Genomic DNA, 26,975 nt, shown 5'->3' with positions numbered 1-26,975 from the left:
CTAGGCCGGTGCGCTGACGCGGTTCCGAACGTCGCAGGCAACCGCGTCATAGTGCTCGTATCTGAAGTCACGCATCTGACGAAGATACTGCGTTGCGGTTCCCGGGTACATGGAGGCGTTGAAGCCGTCCCTGGTCAGATACCAACTGCGGCAACCCGACATCCAGGTGGTCCTGGTCAGCCGGCGTTGCAGCTGCTCGTTGTGTTGCCGTTGCACGTCCTCGCGCACGTCCAGATAGCGCAGGTCGTCGTTGAGGATGGTGGTGATGCCGCGCACCACGTAGTCGAGCTGGCCTTCGATGTAGACCAGCAGCGAATTGTGTCCGGGGCCGGAGTTGGGGCCGGTCATGAAGAACAGATTCGGATAGCCGTGCGCGTTGATGCTCTTGTAGGCCTGGCCGCCGCCGGCCCAATCGTCGGCCAGCGATCGGCCGCCGAGGCCGGTCACCTGGAACGGCGGCCCGGTCAGGTGAACGTCGTACCCGGTGGCGAAGACGATGCAATCCAGATGGTGTTCGATGCCGTCGCTGGTGCGGATACCGACCGGGCTCAACGTCGCGATCGGCCAGTCGATGAGTTTGCAGTTGTCGCGTTGCAGCGCGGGATAGTAGTCGCTGGAGACCAGCATCCGCTTGCAACCCGGCGCGAAGTCCGGGGTCAGCTGCCGGCGCAGCCACGGATCCTTGACCGTGGCACGGATATGGGCCTGGCCGAGCCGGGCCACCAGCGAGGTCAGCGGCGTGTTCCACACCATCGCGGTGGCGGTGGCCTCGTGCCCCCAGAACAACACCTGACGCGCGAGTTGTTGAGTGGCAGGGACTTTCGCGAACAGTGCCTGCACCGCCGGTGGGGTCGCGACGTCGAGCCGGGGCAGCACCCAGCCCGGGGTGCGCTGGAACACCTTGACGAACCCGGCCTGCTTGACCAGTTCGGGAATGATCTGAATCGCGCTGGCCCCGGTGCCGATGACGGCCACCCGCTTGCCGGCGAAGTCGTAGTCCGAATCCCAGCGGGCGCTGTGGATCTTGTGCCCTTCGAAGCTGTCCAGGCCGCGGATGTCCGGAAGGCTGGCGTCGGACAACGGACCGGACGCCAGCACCACGGTGCGGGCGCGAAAGCGCTTGCGGTTCTTGGTTTTCGCGGTCCATACGCCGGCGTCCTCGTCGAACGTCAGGCCGCTGACCTCGTGGCCGAACCGGACGTGCCTGCGGATGTCGAACCGGGTGGCCATCTCCTCGATGTGCCGGTAGATCTCCGGGGCGGGGGAGTATGTCCGCGACCATTTCGGGTTCTTGACGAACGAATACGAGTACAGCAGCGACGGCACGTCGCAGCTGGCCCCCGGATACTTGGTGTCGCGCCAGGTGCCGCCCACCCGGTCTGAGCGTTCCAGGATGACGACATCGTCGACACCGGCTTCGGCCAGTCGGATTGCCGCGCCGAGACCGCTGAACCCGGCCCCGATAATGAGGGTCTGATAGACGTGGTCTGCCATGGTCAGGCCGCCGGCTCGTGGGTGAGTTCCCTGGACCAGCTGGGCATCGGCCGCAGCAGCGGTTTGGGGTAGAAGTCCGACAGCCACACCATGGAATTGGCCAACAGTTGGTAGGGATGGCGCGGGTTGACCACCCAACCGGCGTGGCGCTTGAGCAACTTGTAGGTAGGCACCCGATGGGTGTGTTCGCCGCGCTCGCCGAGTTGTTTGAAACGCTTGACCGCGTTGAAAAGCCGCTCCGGCTCCATCCCCATCCCGGCCATCTCGTTGCGCACCCGGTTGAGCAGCGGCACGTACATCAGGACGCCGAGGATCAGGCCGGGCGACGCGAAGCGACCGACGGCTTCGATGACCAGGCGGCGCGTGGCGGCATGTCCGATCATGTCCAGCACCGCGAAATCGACTGCGATGTGGCGTGATTCGTCATTGTTGATCTTCTCGAACACCTGGTGGCAGACGGGGTCCTCCACCGTGTCCAGCAGGAACTTGAGCAGCGCGCCGTCCAGTGCGACCTCGAGCATCGGGATCACGGTGCCCAGCACCGACAGCGGCATGTCGTCGGAGTAGGTGTCCAACCACTCGATCGCCAGCCGGATGTTGACGTTGGGGGTGGGAACTTCGCCGTCTTCGAGCATGCCCCAGCGCTTCATCAGCGCCAGTTCGGCGTTGGCATGACGCTGCTCCTCGGCGTGGAAATAGCGGTAGATCTCGGCGATCGTCGGGTCGGGTGCCTTCTTGGCCAGCGCCGCGAAGCCACGGGCGCCGATGTTCTCGATCCAGCACAGGTCGGCCATGAACGACTTGAGCTTCGGGCGGAACTCCGGCCGGATGGTCTCGGCGCCCGGTGCGTCCCAGTCGATGTCGGCAAGCGCCCACTGCCGATCCTTGATCTTGGCGAGCATGTTTTCCATATTGACGGCCATCAGAGCCTCCCTTTCATATGGACGGGTGATTCAGATACTGGCAACCCGTGAGATCAGACCAACCGCGCGCGTATATGCGCCCGGCGCCAAACGTTTGATGTTCCAACCGATCTTGGCCTCCAGCTGCGGCATGCAGTAGAGGTCGCCGCGGTCGTGGGCGTCCAGACAGATCCGCGCCACCTTCTCCGCGGTGTATCCGGTCCAGCTCATCAGCTTGGCGGCGAACTCGCTGGTCTCGTCGTTGATGCGTCCGGAACCGACGATGTTGGTCTTGACGAATGTCGGGCACAGCACGGTGACTTTGACTGCGGTGCCGGACAATTCGGCCGCCAGTGTTTCCGACAGGGATAGTACGCCGGCCTTGCTGACGTTGTAGGCGGCCATGCCGGGAGCGGCGCCGAACGCCGCCGCCGACGCGACGTTGATGATGCCGCGAGGCGCTCGGGACGGATCTGCCTCGCGCAGGATCGGGGTGAACACCTGGCAGCCGTGTATCGGCCCCCACAGGTTGATACCGAGTACCCATGTCCAATCTTCCAGCGGCACTTCGCCGATGAGCGTGCCACCCGCACCGACGCCGGCGTTGTTGATCACCAGGGTGGGTGGTGCCCCGAACCAGGCTTGAGCCTCCTGCGCCAGGGCGGCTACCTCGTCGTAGTTCGACACGTCGCAGCGCACCGCCACCGCCTTGGCGCCCAGCTCGGTGAGCGCGTCCACCGTGCGTTGGGCGGCCGCTTCGTCGATGTCGCTGCATACCACCGCGCCGCCACGGCGGGCGAGTTCGACCGCGAAGGCGGCGCCGATGCCGCTGCCGGCGCCGGTCACCACCGCCAGAGCGTCGTGGCTGGCGGACTTCTTGTTCAGCAATTTGTCCAACGGACCGAACATCAAACCGCCTCCGTCGCAGTGATCGTGCGCAGTGAGTCCGCGATGAACCGGCTGACGTGGGCCATCGCTTTGGGAGCTTCGGGGGACATGCGGGGCAGCGCCTGGAAGACGTGCATCTGGTCGGGCCAGATCTGCAGTTCGCAGCTGCCACCGGCGGCCCGGATGTCGGCGGCCAGCTGCCGCGCATCGCCTTCTAACATCTCGGCGCCGCCCGCCTGGATCAGAGTCGGGGGCAGCGACGGTCCGTTGACGACGTCGAGCCGCAAGCGCTCGTGGCCGGGATCTACCCCGGTGTGATACAGCGCCACCAGCTTTGCCGCGGCGGCCGCCCGGATGGCCGGATCCGGGCGCTGCAGTTCACGCGCGAGACACAGCTCGAAGGTGAGGTCGATCAGCGGGGAGAACAACACCATGGCGGCGGGCGGGTCAGCAGCAACTCCAGTCTGCAGCAGTAGGTCCACCGAAAGGTGCCCGCCCGCCGAATCCCCGGCGACCACAATGCGTTCCGGGTCGAAACGCTCTTGCAGATAGTCCCAGCCGGTCCGGACGTCGTCGGCGGCGGTGGGGAAGCGGTGGCGCGGTGCCAGCCGGTAGTCGACGCAGAACACCGGCAGCCCGGTCAGTGACGAAAGCCAAGACGTCAGCCTGCGGTGGGTCCGGGGTGAACACATCGCGTAGCCGCTGCCGTGTACGTAGTAGATCGCATCGGTGCAGACGCGCGCAGTGTTGGCGCCGTATACCCATTCACCCTTGAGCCTGCGCCCATCGGGCAGCACGGTATCCACGTATTCGACGTGGGTGCCGGCCAGCGATGGACCGAGGGCGTTCATCAGCCCGGCGATGATCTGCCGCGACGCCCAGATGCCCCAGGCGCGTTCGGGTGGCAGCAGCGCAGTGACAGGCCGCAGCATCAGGGTGCTGAAAGCGATGGCACTGCGCGAGCGCAGTGAGCCGCGCGCCGGAACGTCGTCGTCCATGCAACGGAGTCAACAACAAATGGTGACATTCGTCAATGGCAGGTTTTGTCGAGCCGTTCAGCCCGGCTGTGCCCCGCCGAGGGAAGCGATGATCGCCTTCTTGTCGATCTTGCCGATCGGGGTGGTGGGCAGTGACGGCAACGCGACCAACTGGTCGAGTCGGACATGGGCCGCCACGCCGCGCTGGTCCAGATAGCCGTTCAACTCCGCGATGGTTGCCGGTGCGCCAGCGAAAACCACTGCGGCGCAGATCTTTTCACCGACGCTGGGGTCTGGTAGCGGCACCGCCGCGACCGACCAGATCGACGGGTGGTGCAACAGGTGCTCCTCGAGATCCTGAGCGGAAATGGTCTCGCCGGCCCGGCAGATGACGTCCTTCACGCGCCCGGTGACCACCAGGTTGCCGTCGTCGCGCAATCGGACCAAATCGCCGCTGCGGTAGAAGCCGTCGGGATCAAAGCAGCGCTCGTTGTCCCGCGCGGCACGGAAGTAACCGTTCAGCGTGTAGGGCCCGCGCGCCAGCAGCTCGCCCTCCCGGCCCGGCGCCACGGGCGCCCCGTCTGCATCGACGATGCGCAGTTCGTCGCCCGGACTCAGTGGCCGCCCCTGGGTGTGCTCGAGCACCTCCGGCGGATCGTCCAACCGGGTGAAGTTCAGCAACCCCTCGGCCATCCCGAACACCTGCTGCAGACCCGGTGTCAGCGCCGCACGCACCTGCGCGGCGTCCTCGGCTTCGAGCTTGGAGCCACCGACTTGCAACAGCCGCAACGATTTCGGGGTCACCGGCTCCCAATCACAGGCCTGCGCCCACAATTTGGCCAATGCCGGCACCAGGGCGGTGACGGTGACATGGTGCCGCTCGATCGTGTCGAACGCCGCTTCGGGACTGGCGTCGGCGCCGAAAACCGTTGTGGCGCCGACACTCACGGCACCCAGAAGGCCGGGACAGGCCAACGGGAAGTTGTGTGCCGCCGGGAGTATCGCGAGATAGACGTCGTCGTCGGACAGGTGGCAGAGTTCGGCGCTCGCGGTCGCGTTGTAGACGTAATCGTTGTGAGTGCGGGGGATCAGTTTCGGCGTGCCGGTGGTGCCGCCGGAGACCAGCAGCAACGCCGGCGCCGCGGTATCGACCGTGATCTCCGGTACGGGGCCGTCGGGCAGCTCCGTCCAGGACAGGAACGGGCCGGGATCGCCGTCCACGACGACGTGACGGAGCCCGGCGTGCGCCGCGACGAGTTGTTCGGCCATCGGGCGGTAGTCGAAGCCCCCCGCCGTCGCGGCGACGATCAGTCCGACCGCTCCGCTGACTTCGGCGAAGTGGCCCAGTTCGGCCAACCGGTGCCCCGGCAGGCACATCACCGGGACGGCGCCGGCGCGCAACAGGCCGAAGAACGCCACCGCGAACCGGCACGAGTTGGGCAACGCGAGCAGCATCCGGTCGCCGGGCCCGATCCCGAGCGCGGCCAGTCCCGCGGCGGCGCGGTCGGCAAATCGATCCAGCTCAGCGTAGGTATGGCGACCGTTCGCGTCGACGACGGCGACGTGGTCGGGCCACGTCGTCGCGGACTGCCGAAGCAGCCCGTCCACCGTACGGTCCGTCCAGTAGCCGGCGCCCCGATACGCACTGGCCCGGTCTCCGGGAAAAGGGGTGAATCCGTCCACGGTGGTTGTTTCGGACGGGTGTGACGAACGGACAGGCACTCGGCAGCTCCCTCGGGGTGAGCGTGTCAGTCCTTCGAATATAGGGTAGCGTACACAAAAGTTAGGACAGCCTGAGCTAAGACGGGGGTGGGTCGTGGGCGGCGCGTCTTTCGCCGGTAAACCGGCGGACCGGCATCAGCCCCCGACTCCGTGGTGCGGCGACGGTGCCCGATGAGCGCAACGCTGGCGATCGTCGGAGCTGGCGCCAAGGCGGTAGCGGTGGCGGCCAAAGCCGCGGTGCTGCGCGAAATGGGCGTAGACACACCGGAAGTCGTCGCCGTCGAACGCACTGAGGTCGCCGCTAACTGGCTGCCCGGCGGGGGTTGGACGGACGGGCGGCAACGGTTGGGCACCAGTCCGGAGAAGGACGTCGGGTTCCCGTACCGGTCTGCTCTGGTGCAGGGCCGCGATTCGGAAATCGACGAGCAGATGATGCGATTCAGTTGGCAGTCGTATCTGGTCGCCACCGACCAATTCGTGGGCTGGATCGACCGCGGCCGCCCGGCGCCGGCGCACGACACCTGGGCCCGTTACCTGCGCTGGGTTGCCGAGGTGGCGGGTCTAAAAGTCGTTCAGGGTGAGGTGCGCAGGATCGCGATCAAGGATTCCCGATGGGTGGTCGACACGCCCGATGCCACGGTGTCGGCCGATTCGTTGATGATGACCGGGCCCGGTCAGCCGGAGCGGTCCATCCTGTCCGGCGACCCGCGGGTCTTGTCGATCGCGCAGTTCTGGGCCCGGGCCGGGCAGCACGACCGCATCGTCGCCGACAGCGTCGCGGTCATCGGTGGCGGCGAGACCGCCGCCTCGATCCTCAATGAGCTTTTCCACCACCGTGTTTCGGCGATCACGGCGATCTCCCCGCAGGCCACCCTGTTTACCCGCGGCGAGGGTTTCTTCGAGAATTCGCTGTTCTCCGATCCCGCGGGCTGGTGCAGCCTGAGTCTGGCCGAGCGTCGCAACTGCATTGCCCGAACCGACCGCGGCGTATTCTCCGCGCGGGTCCAGGAGTCGCTGCTCGCCGATGAACGGATCAGGCATTTGCGTGGCCGCGTCGCCCGGGCAGTCGACCGCGACGATCGGATCTGGATCACGCTGTCTACCGATCGCGGCGGCGAACAGCAGGAAACCTTGCACAGTTTCGAATTGGTGATCGACGGATCTGGCGCCGACGCACTATGGTTTCTGCCGCTGTTGGACCAGAGCGCCGTCGAGCTGCTCGAGCTGAGCTTGCCTGGTCCGCTGACCGGCGACCGCATCGAGGAGTCGATCGAAGATGATCTCTCCGTCGCCGGGATCACTCCGAAACTGTTCCTGCCCAATCTGTCCGGCCTGAACGTCGGGCCGGGATTCCCCAACTTGAGCTGCCTCGGGCTCCTTTCGGACCGGATCCTGGGCGCTGACCTGCGCGCCACCGGGGCGCAACCCGATCTGCAGCATGGAAGAAGTGATGAATACCAATCCGTTTGACGACGACAACGGCACCTTCTACGTGCTGGTCAACGACGAGGATCAGCACAGCCTCTGGCCTGCGTTCACCGCGCTGCCGGCCGGGTGGCGGGTGGTGTTCGGCGAGGATAGTCGGACGAATTGTCTTGCCTACGTGGAACAGAATTGGACGGATATGCGGCCCAGGAGCCTGCGCGAGGCGATGGCCGCGAAGTAACTGCAGACCGGATGCCGGAAAAGGTCAGGCGTCCAGCTTGGCCAGCAGGTCGGCGATGGACGCTCCGCCGAGCAGATCCGATACCGCCACGTCGTGGTCGAACTCGAGCTTGACGCGACGCCGTAATTCGAGTGCCTGCAACGAATCCAGGCCGATCGCAACCATCGGGATAGTGGTGTCGATCTTGTCGGCGTCGTCAGCCCCGATGGCAACCGCAAGCAGGTCGACCAAGCGTTGTGACAACGCGGTTGTCTCCGTGCGCGGTTGGGGATCGGGGGCGGGGGCGGTGATCTGGGCGTCGCTCAATTGCGATAGGAGTGCGCGCTGACCACACGTGTCCAGCACCGAGCGGGCTCGATCGAGGTCGAATGCTGCCACGATGGCGTTCTGGCCAAGTGGAGCCATTCCCAGCGCCAGGGCAGCGTCGCTCGACATCGGCAACAGCCCGGTGAAGGCCAGCTTCGATAGGCCGGGGTCGTCGGGGTTCGCTTCGACCTGCCACTGACCCCATTGCACCGACGCGCAGTCCACGCCTTCGGCGCGGAGTCGGTGCGCCATCGCGTCGAGCATGCGGTTGGAGGCTGCGTAGACGATCAGGCCGCGGCCGCCCACTGTCGCGGCGACCGATGAGCACAACAAGACCCGGCAGCTACCGGTGCGGGGAATTGCGTCCAGTACTCGCGAGATGCCGAGGACTTTGGCCCGCAGGGCAACGTCGGCCTGCGCTGTGGTGATCTGGGCCAGTTCCATACCCGTGTACTGCACCGCAGCATGAATGATCAAATCCGCTGGGGTGTCACGGTTCTGCTCGGCCAGCTGCGCGACCGCAGTGTGATCGCCGACGTCGCACCGACTGACCTCGATGTGTGTGCTGGTCGCAGCACGGATGTGGCGCAGCCGGTTGGCGACGGCGGCGGTCTCTCCCGACCGGTTGACCAGGGTGATTCGCCGCACGCCACCGCGGGCGAAGTGTGCACAGAACTCCAGCCCGAGATTTCCCGTGCCGCCGATGATGAGCACATGCTCGGGGATGGCCGAACCCGCAGTGGCAGCAGTGATTTCGACGGCCCGCTTCGCATACAGGCTGCCGCCGCGAAGCGCGAGCGCCGATTCTCCCGCGGTGTGCAGCGCCGAGACCACAGTGGCCGCGGCTTCCAGTGGCGTGAATCCGACGGGTAGATCGAGATTGCGGAAGTTCACGCCCGGATGCTCCGAGCCGACGCAGCGGAAACCCGAGATCAGCGCCGCGTGCACCAGATCCGGAGGGGTATCGTCGGCGACCACCGCTTCACCCCCGACCGTCACCAGCCAGTAGTCGGAGATCCCGTCGACCCCACGCCACCACGACCGGTCCGCGAAGAAGCCGGCGACGGCCGCCGCCGCGGCCGAGTCGTCCGACCGCGCGGACCGCGGCATCAGAACGACATAAGTGTCGAATGCCGGCCCTTCGTAGCTGTTTTCGCCATCGATGATCCTAGCCGCGCCGCCGATGTTGGAGGCTGCGGCGCTGAGCGCGTCGGCCAGCTCGCCACAGTCCCCGGTGTGGTCGATGATGCCGATGGACCGGGGCGGCAGCAGCGAGCGCTGCGACAAGCGGATCCACTGCTCGGCGAGCAGACGTGGCGGTGCAGTAGATGTCGGGGCCGTCGGGACCACCGTTGTGGCCGTGGCGGATTGGGCCGGGCCGCCCGCGTAGGGCACCCATAGCTTGGTCTCGTCCAACACGGTGTTCGGAAAATCGAGGAGCGGCAGCGGGGTGGGGCCGTCGCATTCGGTGCGCAGGCTGTCCCAGGAGTAGTCCAGATCATGCACCGCAAGCTGGGCGAGGTTGCGGGTGAATTGGTAGAGGTCGGTTGCGGTGCGGTCGGAGGTGCCGATCACCATCGCCGGATGAGCGTCGGCATCGCCGGTCGAATCGTCCAAGTTCTCTTGGATCGCCAGTTGCAGCGTCGGATGCTCGGCCAGCTCGACGAAGGTGTCGACGCCAAGCTGCAGCGCGGTCGCGATGGCCTTGTCGAAGCGGACGGTGTTGCGCAGATTCCAGAACCAGTACCGGTCCACCGGCACGTCTGAGGTGATGGCGGCGCCCAGAGTCCCTCCGACGCAGTCGATCTCCGAGTCGGCGAAATGAGTGTTGTCCAGGTCTTGCGCAATCCCCAGCATCGTGTCGCGCAACTGGTTGATCATGCTGGTGTGTGCGGGGAATTGGACGCGGATCACCTTTGCGAAGACGTCCCGGCTGGTGAACGTGTCTACGACGCTCTGGACGGTCTGTCGGTCGCCGGAGATTCCGACCATGTTGGGCGAATTCACTACCGACAACTCCGCCCAGCCCGTACAGCGAGCCAGTGCGCCTTCGCAGGAGTCACGGTCCGCGGCGATCACGGCCATCGCGTAGTCGGCGGAGACGAATTCGTCTGCGGCGCCGGCACGTAGGGCAATCGTGCGGACCGCATCTGACAGCGTGATCGAGCCCGCCACATAGGCCGCGGCCAGCTCGCCCTGACTGTGCCCGATGGTGACCACGGGCCCGAGGCCCAAGGACTTCCACACCGCGGCCAACCCGACCATCTGGGTGAACAACGCAGGCTGGACGGTTCGGGCGTTGTCCTGGGCCGGAAAGTCCTCGTGGAGAAGGTAGTCCAGGGGAGATTCGCCGGTCAGGATCCCGAATGCGTCCGAACAGCGGTCCACCTCGGCCCGGTAGGCTGCGAACGCTTCGTAGAAGAGCCGTCCCATCCCGGGCCGCTGGCTACCCTGGCCCGGGAAGACGTGACCGACACGGCGTGATGTGGCAGCCGAATCAGACCGAACCACGGCGGGGTGCGTCACGCCGTCACCGACGGCCCGCAGCGCGTCGAGTAACTCGTCGCGATCGGTCACCATCAGCAGGGCGCGGTGTTTGCGTGCGCTCCGCGTGCGAAAGAGCATACCGGCGATCGCCTGCGCATCGGTCTCCGGATGTGTTGCCGTGTAACGGAGTACGGCGGCGGCCTCGGCCCGCAGTAGTGCAGCTGCCTCGGCGCTCAGCAGGACGGGGATGGTGCCGTCGGGGAGCCGGTAACGGGAGATGGTCACTGCTGTCCCTCGAGAATCTCCGGCATGGCGATGATTGCGTGCGCGTTCGCGCCGCCGGCGCCGAACGACGAGACGGCGCCGTAGCGGACACCGTCCTTCGGGTCCCACGGGTGCAATTTGGTAGCCAGCCGGATACCGGACATGTCCCACGGCAGTTTCGTAGTCGGGTTGTCCGCGAACAGGGTTGGCGGAATGTGCCGATGCTGCCCAGCGAGTAGCAATTTGATCAAGCCCAGTATTCCCGCCGCGGCCTGCGCGTGCCCGGCGTTGGACTTGATGGAACCCAGTAACGCTTCGCTTCCGGCCGCACCGTAAGTCTGGAACAACGCAAGCAATTCCGCCGGATCGCCCGCACGCGTCCCGGTGCCGTGACCCTCGATCATTTCGACGTCGGCCGGATCGATGCCGGCGGCGTCGATCGTCTTCTGGACGACCTGTGCTTGCGCACGCACCCGGGGCACCAGGATCGGCTTGCCCTTGCCGTTGTGGTTGGTACGCACGGCCAGGACCCGCCCATAGATGCGGTGTCCCAGCTGGCGGGCCCGCGATTCCCGTTCCAGGAGAACCATTCCCGCGCCTTCACCCCAGACCGTGCCGGTGGCGTCGTCGGCATAGGAGCGGCAGTGTCCGTCGTCGGAGAGAGCATTGAGCTTCGCGAATTCATAAAACCCGGTCGGTTCTCCCAGCACACACGCGGCTCCCGCCAACGCCCATTCGCACTCGTCCATCGCTATTGCATTGCTGGCCATCTGCACCGCGGTCAACGACGACGCACACGCCGTGTCGACACTGATCGACGGCCCGGTCAGCCCGAGTGAGTGCGAGATACGCGCGGCACCGCCCAATTGCCCCATGGCGACCGTTCGTAGTCCGGTGTAGGCGTCGATGGTCGTGGTACGCGGGCCGTATTCCGTCATCGACATTCCGACATAGCAGCCACCGAATTCGCCTGCCAGCGAACCGGGATTGACGCCGGAGTTCTCCAGCGCCCGCCAGGCCACTCGCATCGCCACCCGCTGCTGGGGATGCATCACCGCCGCCTCGCGATGGGTGATGCCGAAGAAGGGAGCATCGAATTGCGTTGCACCGGACAGGAATCCGCCCGAATCGCAAACCCTGCCCCAACCGTCCATATCGGATAACGACAACAGTTCGTCGATGCTCCAGCCGCGGTCGCGGGGGAATGGACCGAGTAGTTCGCGCGACTCGGCCAGTGCCGTCCACAACAGGGCCGGAGTGTCGATCCCCCCGGGCAGTTCGACCGCCATTCCCGAGATGACGACGGGGTCGGTGGTCACGACGTGCCCTGGCGCATCCGGTGCGCTCCGACATCGAGTTGCGCGGCCGACGTCAGCAACTCGGCGATTTCGTCGATGTGGTCGTTGAGGTAGAAGTGCCCGCCGTCGAACAGTGTCACCTGAACGGTTTGCGTGTGCTTGCCCCAGCCGTATAGGTCGCCGAGTTGGACGATCGGGTCTTGGTCGCCGCCGAGCGCGTGCACGGGCGCCGATATCTTCACATCCTCGGAGCAGCGGTATGCGTCGAATGCTTCGTAGTCGGCCTTGATGACCGGCAGCGCCAGCCTCATCAGGTCGCTGTTGGCGTAGACCGCGGAATCGGTGCCTTCGAGCATCGCGACGTGTCGCAGGATTTCCTCGTCGGTCTTCGGGTGTTCCGGCTTGGACTCGGCGTAGCAGGGGGCCACCGCGGCGGAGATGGTGACTTGGCGTACGTCGATGCCGTGCGCTTCGGCGAGGCGGACGAATTCGAACGACACCATCGCACCGAGACTGTGGCCGAAGGTGATGACCGGCGCCCCGCAATTGTGTTCCGAGCCGAGGAACCCGTCGAATGCCCCGGCCGCGATCTCGGGGATGGAACGCAGCAGGGCTTCGGCGGCCCGATCCTGACGGCCGGGGTACTGGAAGACGACGACCGTGAAGTTCGGGCTGAGCGCCTTGGAGAATGCGCGATACGCCGACGCGCCGGCTCCGGCGTGGGGAAAGACCAGCAGTAGTGGATTGTCGGGTGAATCCGCGCGATGAAATTGCCTGGTCCACCCCAAGTTGCGCGGCATGCACTACTACCTTTCGTGACTCGGTGTGTGGTTGCGCGAGGCGATCGGCAGGTTGGCCCGGTTCCGCAGCGCCAGCCGCGGTAGCCGCGAGAGCCATCAACCGGCCGCATGAGTCTTGCAACTTAGCGAAGGCTAACATAATTGTCTTGGGTCGCCCTTGTCTCGGGCACAGCCGGGAAACGCCGACCCGCCGACGGAAACCAGGAAAGGTTCGCCCACATGCGCGTGGTGTTTTTCGGCTTTCAGACGTGGGGCCAACGCACCTTGCAGGCGCTGATCGACCTGGATCACGAGGTCGTGCTGGCCGTCACGCATCCGACCAGCGAGCAGTCCTACAAGGCCATCTGGTCGGCGTCGGTCGAGGATCTCGCCCGGGATCACGGTATCGCTGTGCACATCGCCGAGAAGGTGGACGCCCACACCATCGAACTGGTCAAACACGCCGAACCCGACGTGATCGTCGTCAACAGTTGGTACAGCTGGATGCCGCCCGAGCTGTACACCCTGCCGCCGCACGGCACGCTGAACCTGCACGACTCGCTGCTGCCGAAGTTCACCGGGTTCTCGCCGGTGCTGTGGGCGTTGATCAGTGGTGAATCCGAGTTCGGTTTGACCGCGCACCGCATGGACGAGAACCTCGACACCGGAGACATCCTCATCCAGCGTTCGCTGCCCATCGGACCGACTGACACCGGCACCGAGTTGGTCCTGCGGGGCATGGAGCTGATCCCGGGTGCACTGCGGGATGCGCTGCACGCCCTGGAAACCGGGACTGCGCAATTCCGGCCGCAGAACAAGGCTGAGAGGACGTACTTTCACAAGCGCTCCGAGCGCGACAGCCTGATCGACTGGAACTGGCCGGCCGAAGACCTCGAGCGGTTCGTGCGCGCGCTGTCGGATCCGTATCCGCGGGCCTTCGCGTTCTACCGCGGCGAACGCGTCGAAGTGATCGAGGCGACGGTGTCGGAGGCTCGTTACGGTGGCACGCCGGGGCGGGTCATCGTGCAGGAAGGGGGCGGCGCCGTGGTATGCGGGCCGGATGCCTACCGCGGCCGCAACCGTGCGCTGGTGATCACACGGGTCCGTGCCACAGACGGGACCGAACACGCTGGGGACAAGTTCTTCCTGCCCGGCGGCTACCTGGCAGTGACCGGCGAAAAGCGATCCTAGGAGTGAAATAAGCCATGGCAGACGATGCCAAGACTTTGCAGGAACGCCGTCGGGAACTGTTGCGTAGGCGCATCGCCGAAAGTGGCTTGGCGGCAGATCAATTCACCGAAAGGCGGCGCGTACACACCGGACGGCGCTATCCGCTGTCACCGGGCCAGCGCCGGATGTGGTTCCTGCAGACCATGGACGCCGACGACTCCACGCTGAACATCTGCGTTTCCTATCAATTGACGGGCAAGGTGGATGAGGAACGTCTGCGCGCAGCGTTCAACGCCGTCGTCGCAAAGCATTCCATCTTGCGTACCAACTACGGTGTGGACTCCGAAGGCGACCCTTATCAGATCATTCAGGACCACGTCGAAATCACCTGGCAAAGCAGTGATTTCACCGACCTCGATGAGCAGCGGAGGTCGCAATGCGTGGCCGCCGCTGCCGGTGATCTGTTCGGCAGGACCTTCGACCTCACTACGGATATACCGCTGCGGATACACCTGATTCGCACCCGCGCAGCGGAATTCGTACTGCTGTTGGTCGTGCACCACATCTGCTGGGATGACGACTCGTGGGAAGTTTTCTTCACCGACATCAGTGCGGCCTACAACGGCGGTGACATCCCGACCGATCCGCCTCAGTTCGTCGCGGTCGAAGTGCTTGAAGCCGCGCCGGAACCGTCGATCGGCGACGTCAGTTACTGGGCGGAGGTGTTGCGTCCGTCGCCGGAGCCGCTGGAGTTGCCCGGGTTTGCCACCGCCAATCCGTCCCGGCTGGCGCAGCGTCGGACGCGGCCACTGTCTTCTGAATTGTTCGGCCGCGTCGAGGAATTCGCCCGCGCACGCTCCGCGTCGCCGTTCATGGTGCTGCTCGCGGCCTACGGTTCGCTGGTGCGCCGCTACACCGGCGCCGACGACTTCCTGGTCTCGGTGCCGATCACCAACCGCAGCGCCGCAGCCCAAGCGGCTCTCGGGTACTTCGGTAACACCTTGTTGCTGAGAATCACGGCCCGACCAAACGACACCTTCGCCTCCTTCCTCGACGCGGTGCGTGAAACCTGCCTTGACGGCTTTGCTCATCAGTCCGTCGGGATCGACCGCGTTGTCCGGGAAGTCAACCCGGAGCGGATGGGGCACGACGGGATGGACCAGCTCGTCCGCCTGGGCTTCAGCGTTCGCAAGCCCGCGAGCGGGTTTGGCCTGGACGGTGTCACGGTGCGACAACTCGAGCTCGGCGCGGTCACGGCGCATCTGCCACTTGCGCTGGCGGTAGTACTCGACCCCGGCCGCCCGATGGCCGAGTTCGAGTTTCAGACCGACGTATTGAGCGGCGCGCTAGTCGAACAAATGCTGGCGCATTACCTGCAGCTGCTGGACAACGCGCTGGCTGCGCCCGGCACGCCGCTCGCAGCCCTGGACATGCTTCGCCCCGGAGAGCGGGAAGTCGTACTGGCACAATCCCACGGCGAACTCGTCGCGGCTCCAGCCACCACGATGGTTGCGGTGCTCGAAGCTGCGGCGGCGAACACCCCCGACGCGGTCGCGCTTGTTTCCGACGAAGCGCAACTGACCTACGCCGAACTGCACAGTCGTGCGAATCGGTTGGCGCGCTGGCTCATTGGTCAGGGGATCGGTGTCGACGATCTCGTCGGCCTGCGGATGAACACGTCGATCGAATTCCTTGTCGCCATGCTTGCCGTGCTCAAGTCGGGCGCGGCGTATCTGCCGATCGATCCGGCCTATCCCGACGAACGCATCGAATACCTCGTCAGCGACGCGCTCCCGCAGCGGGTCATCGCACACCATGAAGTGCAAATCGCCGAACACGAAGCGGCACAGTTGTCAGACGGGGCGATAACTGACGCGGACCGGTTGGATGCGTTGCATCCGGAGCACCTCGCGTACGTGATCTACACGTCGGGCTCCACCGGCAAGCCCAAGGGTGTGGCTGTTTCGCACCGCGCGATCGCCGAGCACGTGCAGAGTTTCGGCGCCGAGTGGGGCATGACCGCCGAAGACCGGCTGCTGCAGTCGTCGTCGGTGAGTTTCGATGCGTCGCTACTGGATATCTTCGTCACCTTGTCGCTCGGTGCACAGCTGATCGTGCCGAAGCCGGATGCGTTCGGTGACATTCCGTACGTGGCGGATCTGATCAGCCGCCATCGCGTCACCGTGCTGCACATGGTGCCGTCCATGCTCAGCACCCTGCTGCTGCTGCCGCAGGTTAAAGAGTGGCGCCAGTTGCGGCACGTACCGGTAGGCGGCGAGGCGCTGCGCGGTGAAATCGTCGACAAGTTCGCCGACTATTTCAGCGCCACGTTGCGTAATCACTACGGTCCGACCGAGGCTGTCGTCTCTGCGACGCATTTCGAGGTCGAAGAGGCATATGGCGCGCGGGTGGTGCCGATCGGCGTGCCGAACCGCAACGTCTACGCCTACGTTCTCGACGAACAATTGCAGCCGGTGCCCGCGGAGGTGATCGGCGAACTCTATCTCGGCGGTGTGCAGTTGGCGCGCGGGTATCTGAGGCGCCCCGGCTTGACCGCGCAGCGTTTTGTCGCCGATCCGTTCAACCCCGGTATGCGTTTGTATCGGACGGGAGATCTGGTTCGCCGCAACATTTCCGGTGCACTGGAGTTCATCGGACGCGCCGATGAACAGGTCAAGGTGCGCGGCTTCCGCATCGAACTCGGCGAGGTCGAGTCGGTGATTTCGACGCATCCGTCGGTCCGGCACTGCTTGGTGATCGCGACGGACACCGATGCCGGGCCGATGCTCGCGGCTTACCTGGTGCCCGCGTTCGGTGACGACGGAAACATCGGTGCCGGAATCGATGTGGACGAGATCCGCGGCCACGCCGCGGCACAGTTGCCGGAATACATGGTGCCCGCCGCATTCGCGGTGATCCCGGAGATTCCGCTGACCGTCAGCGGCAAGCTGGACAAGCGCGCGCTACCCGCACCCACCCCGGTGGCGGTGCGCGGCTACCGAGAGCCGGCAACAGCGGCCGAGCGCCGGATCTGCTCGATCTTCGCCGGACTGTTCGGGTGGGAGCGGGTCGGCGCGGACGACTCGTTCTTCGGACTAGGTGGCCACTCGCTGCTCGCGGCACGGCTGGTGGCACAGATCCGTGCTGAGTTCGGCGTGGAGCTCACCGTACGAGCGGTGTTCGACTCCCCGACGCCGGCCGGTTTGGCGGCGCGTGTGGCAGGGCAGTTGCGCGCCGTGCTGGGCCAGGAGACGACTCTGGGCGCGCCGGGCGGCGAGCACCACTCTGGTCGCACGCCGATAGGCGGCACGGCTCGACCGGAGTATCCTCCCCTGTCGTATTCCCAGCTGGCCATGTGGTTTCAGTACCGCATGCGCGGCGCGAACGACGTCTTCAACATGGCGCTGACACTTCGGTTCAACGGTCCGCTGGACCGTGCCGTCCTTCGTGACGCGCTCAACGACGTGGTGGCTCGCCATGAATCGTTGCGCACCAATGTCGTTGACCACGAAGGCGTTCCGTATCAGCGCGTGCGTCCGGAACTGAGACTGGACCTGCCGGTCATCGACACCACCACCGACCGGGTCGACGACACGATCGCAGAACTGCGCCGCTACGTGTTCAATCTGGAAACCGAACCGTTGATCAGGCCCACATTGCTGACGCTGGGTGCCGAGTCGCAACTGCTGGTGTTGCTGGTCCATCACCTCGCCACTGACCATGTCTCGCTCGGCATCGCCTTCGAGGATTTGCTTCACGCCTACCGTGCGCGGGTGGAAGGCAGGGCGCCGGTCTGGGCCACCGAGCCCCTGCAGTTCGCGGATTACGCGGTGTGGCAACGAAACACCTTCGATGCGCCGGCCGGCTGGGCGCAGGCGCAGCTGGACTACTGGCAAACCGCGCTCGCGGATCTGCCGCTGGACATCTCGGTCGTGCCCGACCACACCCGTCCACTGGTGCTCGGGAGGCGCGGGGAAGTGGTGAACTTCAGGGTGTCCGCGGACCGCCGGGCTGCTCTGGCCCGGGTCGCTGAACGTTGCGGGGCCACCGAATTCATGCTCTATCAAGCCGTTTTGGCGGTGTTACTGCACAAGCTCGGTGGTGGCACGGACATTGTGATCGGCAGCCCAATCGCTGCCCGTGGCGACGTCACTCTCACGGAGCTCAGCGGCCCGTGCGCCAACGTGGTGGTGTTGCGGATCGACCTGTCCGACGACCCCACACTGTCCGCCGTGGTGGGGCGCAGCCGCAGCGCGGTGCTGGAAGCGTTGGTGCACCAGGAACTCCCGATCGAGCGGCTCGTCGAGGCGCTCAATCCGCCGCGCTCGCCATCGCGCAACCACCCCTTGTTCCAGAACTCGATCCACTTCCGGGGCGAGGACTGGGCGCTGATGCCGCGCGACCTGACCGGATCCGGCGATACGACGGTAGTTCCGGTGCCCATGGACTTCGAAATCTCGCTGCTGGACCTGAACGTCGCGGTGAACGTCACACCGGATGCGGAACTCGACGTCCGCGTGGTCGCCAACGCCGACCTCTATCGGCCTGCGACCGTTGCGCTCATCGCCGAGGCTTTCAGCGCCGCACTCGAGGCGTTCGCGACGACGCCGGATGCGCCCGTTTCGACGGTGGAATTGCTGCCCGCAGCGGATTTGGCGAAGTTGCTCGAACCGCCGACCGCGCCGCGCGAGCAGAAGACCCACCCCGTGGCAGACGGCTCACCGGAGACCGAGCACGCCATCATCGCCCTCCTCGAGGAACTGCTGGACATCACCGACGTCGATCGGGAGGACAATTTCTTCGCGATCGGCGGGGACAGCATCATCTCCGTTCAGCTGGCCGCCCGCGCCAATGCACAAGGGCTGGCGTTGACCCCGGCCATGGTGTTCGAATACCTGACCATCACCGAACTGGCCGCGGCCGTCGATGCCGCCGGCGAACAGCCTGCGGCCCAGCCGGATTCGGAGCCGGCCGCCGCGCCGATGAGCGCCTCGGGACTGGACGCCGATGCATTGGCGGCGCTGACCGCGTCGTGGGAGAGCCGCTCGTGAGGCCACAGTGACCACGGCGCCGCCCCGCATCGAGGACGTCCTCGCGCTCAGTCCACTGCAGGAAGGGCTCTTCGCGCTGTACCGGATGGCCGAGGACAGCGTCGACCTCTACACCATGCAGTTGCGGGTCGACATCGACGGGCCGGTCGATCTCGACCTGCTGCGCCGCAGCGGCGCGGTGATGTTGCAGCGGCACCCGAATCTGCGGGCCGCGTTCTGGGACCAGGATGTGCCCAAGCCGGTGCAGATCGTGCCCTCGCACGCCGAGCTGCCGTGGACCGAACGCACCGCAACGCCAACCGAATTCGACGCGATCGCCCGCTCCGAGCGGCACCGGCCGTTCGACTTGAGCCGCGGCCCCGCGCTGCGGGTCGTTCTGATCTCGGTACCGGGCGAGACCAGGCGCCGGATGATCTTCACCGCGCACCACATCCTGATGGACGGGTGGGCGCTGGCGGTGTTCTTCACCGAGATGCTCGCGATCTACCGGGCCGGGGGATCGGCCGACGGGCTGCCGACACCACGTCCGTATCGCGACTACATCGCCTGGCTGACAAAGCAGGACACCGCGGAGGCGCTGACCAGGTGGACCGAGTACCTGGGGGCGGTGTCGGGGCCGCTGATGGTGGCCGACGGCGCCGTCGACATCCGGGGTTCGGTGCCGGAGCAGACGAAATCGCTGCTGTCGGCCGCCGACACCGCGCGACTGCGGGCCTGGGCCGGGCGCAACGGCCTGACCCTGAACACCGCCGTGCTGTTCGCCTGGGCCGTGGTGCTCAGCCGGCTCACCGACCGGCGCGACCTGGTGTTCGGCACCGTCGTGTCCGGGCGGCCGGAAAACCTGACCGGAGTGGAAAGCATGGTGGGGTTGTTCATCAACACCATGCCGGTCGTGCACCAGATCAGTGGCGCAACTCCGATCGTCGAGCAATGCGCACGGCTGCAACGTGAATCCTCGGCGATGCGCGAGATCGGCTACCTCAGCCTGTCGGAACTGCAACGCGCGCACGGCCAAGGGGCCATGTTCGACAGCCTCTTCGTGTTCGAGAACGCGCCGATCGAGGACTCGATCCGCACGGTCACCACACCCGACGGCGCCAGCTTCAGTCCCGTCGAGATGGACAGCCTGACGCACTACCCGCTTAGCGTCGTCTCGCACATGGCCGGCGACGAACTGGTGGTGGTCGTCGAGGCGATCCGGGCGGCGCTGCCGCATCTGCCCGCCACCGAGATCTGTGAGCGACTGGTCCACGTCCTGCTGCAACTGCCCGAGATCGTCGACGAGACACCGGAAGCGCTGGATGTGCTCACCGCGGACGAGCGCGCGGCGTTCGCCGACATCGCCAGCGCCAGCCCCGCCGTTTCCGGCGACACGGTCTGGGAGGTCTTCGAGCGACAGGCACGCACCACACCCGAAGCCGTCGCCCTGACCACCAGCGCCGGTGAGCGCTACACGTATGCCGAATTACACACGCAGGCAACGAGGTTGGCTTCGGAACTGGCTCTCCGCGGGGTCGGCCCGGAAACGGTGGTGGCGCTGGTGCTGCCCCGCTCGTCGCGGTTTGTTGTCGCCATCCTCGGTGTGCTGGGCGCCGGCGCCGCCTATCTGCCCGTCGATGTCACGTTGCCCGAGGCGCGCATCGAGTCGATCCTGCGCCAGGCCGATCCCGTTCTCGCAATCACCGAATCGGGTCACGCCGGACCGGTCAGCTCCACCGTGCCGACGCTGGTGATGGACGATGCGGCTGTCGGCGAACGGATTTCGGCACACCCGCCAGTCACCCCGGCGGTGCGGCGTCATCCGCAACAGTGCGCCTACGTCATCTTCACCTCCGGATCCACCGGCGAACCCAAAGGCGTGATCGGCACCAACGCGGCGATCCTCGGCTATTTCGCCGACCACCGCGAACGCGTGTACGCACCGGCGGTCAGCCGACTGGGACGCCCGCTGCGGATCGCGCACGCCTGGTCGTTCAGCTTCGACGCGTCCTGGCAGCCGATGGTCGGCCTGCTCGACGGTCACGCGCTGCACCTGTTCGACGCCGACGAAATGCGCGACGCCGACCGGCTTGTCAAGGGCATGGCCGGGTATCAGGTGGACATGATCGACACCACCCCGTCGATGTTCACCCAACTCAGCGCGGCGGGTCTGCTCGACAACGGCCTCGCGGTCTTGGCGCTGGGCGGTGAGGCCATCGACAGCGCGCAGTGGAGCCGCCTGCGCGAACTGCCGATCCCGGTCTACAACTGTTACGGGCCAACGGAAATGACCGTCGAAGCCGTAGTAGCCGCCGTCAACGACTACCCGTCGCCGACCATCGGCACGCCGAACACGGGCACGTTCGGCTACGTTCTGGATTCGGCGTTGCGGATGGTGCCCGATGGTGTGGTGGGCGAACTCTATTTGTCCGGGGCGCAGTTGGCCCGAGGCTACATCGACCGCGCCGCGATGACCGCGTCCCGCTTCGTGGCGGACCCGTTCCGTCCGGGCGCCCGCATGTACCGCACCGGTGACCTGGTGCGCCGACTGCCACACGGCGGATACGCATATCTGGGACGCGGCGACACCCAGGTCAAGATCCGCGGCTACCGGGTGGAGATCGGCGAGATCGAGGCCGCGCTCCGCAACCACGCCGAAGTGCACGACGCCGCGGTGTCCGTGCTGCGCCGCGACAGCGGGACCACTCTGGTGGGATTCGTTGTCTGGCAACAGAATCAGGACGGCGACCCAGCCCGGCTGCGGGCGACGCTGACCGATCAGTTGCCGTCGTACATGGTTCCAGCCAAGATCGTCGCGTTGCCGCAGCTTCCGGTCAACGCCAACGGCAAGTTGGACGGCCACGCGCTGGACGGGCTGGCGGAAGCCGCGCTGGCGCGCCCGAGTGGGCCCGCTTCGGCTTCGACCGACACCGAACGCACCCTGTGTGAACTCTTCGGTGAGCAGTTCAACGGCTCGGTGCCGCACATCGACGACGACTTCTTCACCTTCGGTCTGGACAGTATTGTGGCGATCTCGTTGGCGCACAAGGCCCGACGGCGTGGCCTGTCGCTGAGCCCGCGAATGGTGTTCGCGGCTCCGACGATTCGGGAGCTCGCCGCCGCGATCGACGCGGCGGTCGATTCCGATCTGTCCGCCGGGACCGCGGATTACGGCGAAGTGCTGCCACTGCCGATGGTGTCGTGGGTGTACGAGCACGGGAATTTCCGGCGCTTCACCCACACCGTGCTGCTGCGACTCCCCGAAGGGATCGACCGCACCTCGCTGGAGTCGATGCTGCAGTTGATGCTGGACGGGCACGACACATTGCGGTCGATCCTGACCGCCACCCCGGACGGTCCGCGTCTGGTCACGCGGGAACCCGGCGCGGTCCAGGCCACCGACATACTCACCCGGGTCGAACTCGCCGGTGCCGCCGACGACGAGTTGGTCGCCGCCATAGCGGATTCCGCGCCGCGGGTGATGGACGAGATGAATCCGCCGACTGGGGCGATGGTGCGTGCCGCGTGGTTCAGCGGCGCCCAGCAGGGAGACGCACTGCTGCTGGCCGCGCACCACCTCACCGTCGACGTCGTCTCTTGGCACATCATCCTCGGTGACCTCGCCGAGGCGTGGCGGTGCGTCAGCGCGGGTGTGGCGCCGAAGATGTTGCCGGAGTTCACTTCTTACCGGCGGTGGTGCGAATTGATGTGGCAGCGTACCGCCGAACCGGAGGTGCAGGGTCAGCGGGATTATTGGATGGCGCAGGTTTGCCGCCCCGATGAGCCGCTGGGGATGCGGCATCCCGACCCGAGCCGGGATACCTGGTCCACCCTGCGGGTCGCCCAGGTGGTCAGCCCGGTCGACGTCACGGCGCGGGTGCTGGCCACCCTCACCAGAGACGAAGGCGTACGCGAATTCTTGCTGGCCGCAACGACGATGACGATCGCCAGCTGGCGTCGGTCTCGTGACCAGGACCCGGAAGCGGGCACGCTCGTCGCGCTGGAGGGGCACGGACGCGCCGATGCCGTGCTCGACACCGACACCACCAACACCGTCGGGTGGTTCACCACCGCATTCCCGGCGCGGTTCGGGGCGGGCGGGGCAGCGGTCGATGTCGAACGGGCCGAGCGGGATCCGGCGGCGGCGCTTGCCCTGGTCGAGTCGGTGGTCGCCCACCTCGGTGAGGTCCCCAACGACGGTATGGATTACGGCCTGCTGCACTACGTCGACCGTCTTCCGGAATTACAGCAAGCCGCCGAACCGCAGATCCAGTTCAGCTATCTGGGTCGGCTCGATCTCGGCGGCACCAGCGACGAACCGTGGTCACTGCTCACCGGACCGTACATCCAGGCGCTCCCCGACGCTCCCGAACCCGACCTGCCGCTGCGTTTCGCGCTGAACATCAGTGCGTTCGTCGCGAAGACACCCGACGGCACCCAACTCATCAGCAACTGGCGCTGGAGCGACGTGCTGTTCACGCCGTCCGACATCGAGCGCCTGACCGGCTTCTGGTTGCGCGCAATCGCGGCTCTGACAGCCGGATTGGATAGCAGCGATGCCTGAATTGTTCAGCCGCGACGAGATCAGGGCGACGATCGCCTCCCAACTGGGCTGTTCCGCAGCCGACGTCGCAGACCACGACGATTTGATCCAGCTCGGGCTGAACTCCATCCGGATGATGGCGCTGGCGGGCGGTTGGCGCAAACGCGGTGCCGACATCACCTTCGCGCAACTGGCCGCCAGCCCGACCGTCGACTCGTGGTACGGCCTGCTCGCCGACGACGAGATCCATCTCCCGACACAGCCGGCCGGGCCCCCGTCGGTCGCTGCCGCGGAAGAGGAACCGTTCCCACTGGCCACCATGCAGCATGCGTACTGGATAGGCCGCTCCGACGAACAGGAGTTGGGCGGCGTCGCGGCCCACCTCTACGTCGAATTCGACGGAGGTGCAATAGATCCCGTCCGTCTTGAGCGGGCCGTGACCGATCTGGTGGGGACCCACCCGATGCTGCGAACCCGATTTCTGCCGGACGGGACCCAGCAGGTGATGCCCGCGCCGGGCCGACCGGTCTTCACGCTGGTGGATCTGCGCGGACAAGACACCGGAAGCGCGGAAGCTGAGCTGACCCGACTGCGCGACACCAAAACCCATCAGCGCCTGGCCATCGAAGACGGCCAAGTCCTCGACGTGACCCTGACGCTGCGCGACGGTGACCGGAGCCGGCTGCACCTCGATATCGACATGCTGGCCGGCGACGCGATGAGCTACCGGATTCTGGTGGCGGATCTGGCCGAGTTGTACCGGGGCACAACGTTGCCCCCGCCCGGCTACAGCTACCGGCGCTACCGCACCGAACGTCACACCGACACCGCGGCCCGCGAACAGGATCGGCAGTGGTGGCAGCGGCGGCTCGCCGAGTTGCCCGGCGCGCCCGAACTGCCCACCGCCGCAAAGGGTGACGATCGCACCGTGCGCTACGACCACTGGCTGGCGCCGGAAGCCAAGGACCGGCTGGTGGCCGGCGCCCACGCGCGCGGCGTCACCCCGGCCAACGCGCTCGCGGCGGTGTTCGCCGACACCATCGGCGGCTGGTCGGCCCAGGACCGGTTCCTGCTCAATGTGCCGTTGTTCCAACGTGAACCGGTGCATCCGGACATCGACCGGGTGGTCGGCGACTTCACCTCCTCGATCATGCTGGAGGTGGACGTCAGCGACAATGTGTCGGTGGCCGAACGGGCCCGCGACATTCAGCGCCGGATGTACGAAAGCGGGTCGCACTCCGGCTATTCCGGTCTGGAGGTGCTCCGGGATCTGGGAAGGTACCGCGGTGAGCCGGTACTCGCGCCCGTCGTCTTCACCAGCGCGCTCGATCTCGGTGAACTGTTCGCCGACACCGTGATTCAGACTTTCGGTGAGCCGGTGTGGATCATTTCCCAGGGCCCGCAGGTGCTGCTTGACGCCCAGATCACCGAGTTGCGGGGCGGTTTGCTGATCAATTGGGATGTGCGGGAGTCGGCGTTCCCACCGGGTTTGGTGGACGCGATGTTCCGCAGGTTCACCGGGGCCGTGGAGCGCCTCGCCGAGGGAGGCGCGGGCTGGGAGGCCGAGGCGGCGGTCCGCCTGCCGTGTGCGCAGGCGACGGTACGTGCCGCGGTCAACGCGACCGACGGTCCGGTCAGCGGACGGTGCCTGCACCAAGGTTTCTTCGAGCATGCCGCGGCCAAACCCGATGTCCAGGCCGTGGTCTGGGGTCTGGACGGCGGCGAAGGCAGTTGGACCTACGGCGAACTTGCCCGGTACGCGCTCGCGGTGGCCGGGGCGCTGGCAGCGCACGGCGTGCGAACCGGCGACGCGGTGGGCGTGCAGCTACCCAAAGGCCGGGATCAAATCCTGGCGGTGCTCGGGGTCCTGGCGGCCGGCGCGACGTATGTGCCGATCGGATTTGACCAGCCGGCCGCGCGCCGCGCCAAGATCCTGCAGACCGCCGACGTCGCCGCCATGATCACAACGGACGGCGCGTTGTCCATCGACGCCGCACGCAGTCATCCAGAACCGTTGCCGGCGCCGGTGTTCGGCGGCACCGACGGGATCGCGTACGTGATCTTCACCTCCGGCTCCACAGGCCTGCCCAAGGGGGTCGACGTCGCGCACGGCGCGGCGATGAACACCATCGACGCGGTGAACGACTGGTTCGACGTCGGCAGCGCCGACCGGGTGCTCGCGCTGTCCGCGCTCGAATTCGACGCCTCCGTCTACGACATCTTCGGCATGTTCTCGGTGGGCGGATCGGTGGTCGCCGTCGATGCACAGCAGAAGGCAGCGGCGACCAGCTGGGTGGAATTGCTTTGCCGGCACCGTGTTTCGATCCTCAACTGTGTGCCGAGCATGCTCGAAATGATCCTTGAGCTCGGCGGCGACCGGCTGGGCGACTCCTTGCGCGCGGTCACCCTCGGCGGCGACTGGGTGGGGGCCGACCTGGCTCGCCGGCTGGCCCGTCAGGTGCCGGGCTGCCGATTCTCCGGCCTGGGTGGGGCGACTGAAACCGCCATTCACAACACCATCTGCGAGGTGGTCGGCGAACCCCCCGCGCACTGGACGACCGTGCCGTTCGGTGTCCCATTGCGCAACGTGCGCTGCCGGGTGGTTTCCCCGTCCGGCCGCGACTGCCTGGACTGGGTGCCGGGCGAATTCTGGGTCGGCGGGGCCAACGTAGCGGCCGGCTACCGCAACGACCCGGAACGTACCGCGCAACGCTTCGTCGACCACGACGGGCTGCGCTGGTACAAGACGGGGGATCTGGCCAGGTACTGGCCCGACGGCACCATCGAGTTCCTGGGACGTGCCGACCACCAGGTGCAGATCCGGGGGTACCGGGTCGAACTCGGGGAGGTCGAAAGCGCGCTGCGCACCGTGCCCGGCGTACGCCACGCGGTTGCCGCCGTCGTCGGCGCCAGTGCCCCGAAGCTGGTGGCCGCCGTCGCCGGCGACCCCGTCGACACCGAGGTTGTCACGTCGGCCGTCGCCGAGCTGCTGCCCGGTTACATGGTGCCGACCCGAGTCGTGTTCCTGGAGCGGATCCCGTTGACCTCCAACGGAAAACTGGACCGGCGCGCGGTGGTGGCGCTGCTGGAGCCGGCGGCCGCGCCGGGTGCCCTCGACAGCGCTCCGCGCCACGACCTGGACACCGCTTTGGCCGAGATCGTCGCCGAAGTACTCGGTGTGGAACGGGTCGGAGTGCACGACGACTTCTTCGCGCAGGGCGGCGACTCAGTGCTGGCCACCACAGTGATCGCCCGGGTACGCGAGTGGCTGGACGTCGATCATGCGGTGGTGAGCGACCTGTTCGCCACCCGCACCGTCGCCGGTCTCGCCGACCGACTGGAACACCGCGAGGCACAGCGCGGGACACCGCAGCGGCTCGCCGTGATCGCGGGGCACTATCTGGAGGTGGCGGCATTGAGCGACGAGGAGATCCTGGCTCAGGGATGAC

Annotated in this window: 14 protein-coding genes; 6 read left to right on the top strand and 8 right to left on the bottom strand. The window is 66.4% G+C overall.

The features are described from left to right. From AC5Y4D_RS15210 to AC5Y4D_RS15190, 5 genes are read right to left on the bottom strand one after another with little or no spacing between them, the layout of a single operon-like run. On the bottom strand, window positions 1-1,500 hold the full coding sequence (locus tag AC5Y4D_RS15210) for a flavin-containing monooxygenase (protein ID WP_499945283.1): 1,500 nt from the start codon (window positions 1,498-1,500) through the stop codon (window positions 1-3). After that, window positions 1,497-2,417 (bottom strand): ferritin-like domain-containing protein, encoded by a 921-nt coding sequence (locus AC5Y4D_RS15205; protein WP_499945216.1) that lies wholly within the window; start codon window positions 2,415-2,417, stop codon window positions 1,497-1,499. The genes AC5Y4D_RS15210 and AC5Y4D_RS15205 overlap by 4 nt, the downstream gene beginning before the upstream one ends. A gap of 30 nt (window positions 2,418-2,447) precedes the next feature. Beyond that, a complete protein-coding gene (locus AC5Y4D_RS15200) occupies window positions 2,448-3,305 on the bottom strand; it encodes an SDR family NAD(P)-dependent oxidoreductase (protein WP_499945217.1) in 858 nt (285 codons plus the stop codon). Next, window positions 3,305-4,282 carry an alpha/beta hydrolase gene (locus tag AC5Y4D_RS15195; RefSeq protein ID WP_499945219.1) on the bottom strand — a complete coding sequence of 326 codons (978 nt, stop codon included), beginning with the start codon at window positions 4,280-4,282 and terminating at the stop codon, window positions 3,305-3,307. Before AC5Y4D_RS15195 ends, AC5Y4D_RS15200 begins: the two co-directional genes overlap by 1 nt. Before the next feature lie 57 nt (window positions 4,283-4,339). Further along, window positions 4,340-5,983, bottom strand: coding sequence for a (2,3-dihydroxybenzoyl)adenylate synthase (locus tag AC5Y4D_RS15190; protein WP_499945220.1), 1,644 nt, complete (start codon window positions 5,981-5,983; stop codon window positions 4,340-4,342). 171 nt (window positions 5,984-6,154) lie between these two features. On the opposite strand from AC5Y4D_RS15190, the gene mbtG reads away from it, so the two are divergent. Both mbtG and AC5Y4D_RS15180 read left to right on the top strand, forming a co-directional pair. After that, on the top strand, window positions 6,155-7,453 hold the full coding sequence (gene mbtG / locus AC5Y4D_RS15185) for an NADPH-dependent L-lysine N(6)-monooxygenase MbtG (protein WP_499945222.1): 1,299 nt from the start codon (window positions 6,155-6,157) through the stop codon (window positions 7,451-7,453). After that, a complete protein-coding gene (locus AC5Y4D_RS15180; RefSeq protein ID WP_499945284.1) occupies window positions 7,434-7,649 on the top strand; it encodes an MbtH family protein in 216 nt (71 codons plus the stop codon). Before mbtG ends, AC5Y4D_RS15180 begins: the two co-directional genes overlap by 20 nt. A 24-nt stretch (window positions 7,650-7,673) precedes the next feature. Here the strand turns inward: AC5Y4D_RS15180 and nbtC are convergent, their stop codons facing one another. The 3 genes from nbtC to AC5Y4D_RS15165 are packed head-to-tail and all read right to left on the bottom strand — an operon-like array spanning window position 7,674 to window position 12,804. Next, window positions 7,674-10,727, bottom strand: a complete 3,054-nt coding sequence (gene nbtC, locus AC5Y4D_RS15175; protein WP_499945223.1) for a nocobactin polyketide synthase NbtC — start codon at window positions 10,725-10,727, stop codon at window positions 7,674-7,676. Beyond that, window positions 10,724-12,025 carry a beta-ketoacyl [acyl carrier protein] synthase domain-containing protein gene (locus tag AC5Y4D_RS15170; protein ID WP_499945226.1) on the bottom strand — a complete coding sequence of 434 codons (1,302 nt, stop codon included), beginning with the start codon at window positions 12,023-12,025 and terminating at the stop codon, window positions 10,724-10,726. The genes nbtC and AC5Y4D_RS15170 overlap by 4 nt, the downstream gene beginning before the upstream one ends. Continuing rightward, window positions 12,022-12,804 carry a thioesterase II family protein gene (locus AC5Y4D_RS15165; protein WP_499945229.1) on the bottom strand — a complete coding sequence of 261 codons (783 nt, stop codon included), beginning with the start codon at window positions 12,802-12,804 and terminating at the stop codon, window positions 12,022-12,024. Before AC5Y4D_RS15165 ends, AC5Y4D_RS15170 begins: the two co-directional genes overlap by 4 nt. A gap of 219 nt (window positions 12,805-13,023) precedes the next feature. Between AC5Y4D_RS15165 and AC5Y4D_RS15160 the strand changes: the two genes are divergently transcribed. The 4 genes from AC5Y4D_RS15160 to AC5Y4D_RS15145 are packed head-to-tail and all read left to right on the top strand — an operon-like array spanning window position 13,024 to window position 26,974. Next, window positions 13,024-13,974 (top strand): methionyl-tRNA formyltransferase, encoded by a 951-nt coding sequence (locus tag AC5Y4D_RS15160; RefSeq protein ID WP_499945232.1) that lies wholly within the window; start codon window positions 13,024-13,026, stop codon window positions 13,972-13,974. 14 nt (window positions 13,975-13,988) lie between these two features. Further along, window positions 13,989-19,004: an amino acid adenylation domain-containing protein gene (locus AC5Y4D_RS15155; RefSeq protein WP_499945233.1), complete on the top strand. Its 5,016-nt coding sequence runs from the start codon at window positions 13,989-13,991 to the stop codon at window positions 19,002-19,004. A 7-nt stretch (window positions 19,005-19,011) separates the two neighbouring features. Further along, the gene (locus AC5Y4D_RS15150) at window positions 19,012-23,547 is read left to right on the top strand and encodes an amino acid adenylation domain-containing protein (RefSeq protein ID WP_500037557.1); all 4,536 of its coding nucleotides are present in this window, start codon (window positions 19,012-19,014) and stop codon (window positions 23,545-23,547) included. Beyond that, entirely contained in the window at window positions 23,540-26,974 is a 3,435-nt protein-coding gene (locus AC5Y4D_RS15145) for a non-ribosomal peptide synthetase (RefSeq protein WP_500037556.1), read from the top strand. The genes AC5Y4D_RS15150 and AC5Y4D_RS15145 overlap by 8 nt, the downstream gene beginning before the upstream one ends. Window position 26,975: the final 1 nt, after the last annotated feature.

This window comes from Mycobacterium sp. NGS67 (assembly GCF_059812185.1).
Note: the sequence above shows the minus strand (reverse complement) of the source record. Positions and strands in the feature narration are given on the sequence as shown.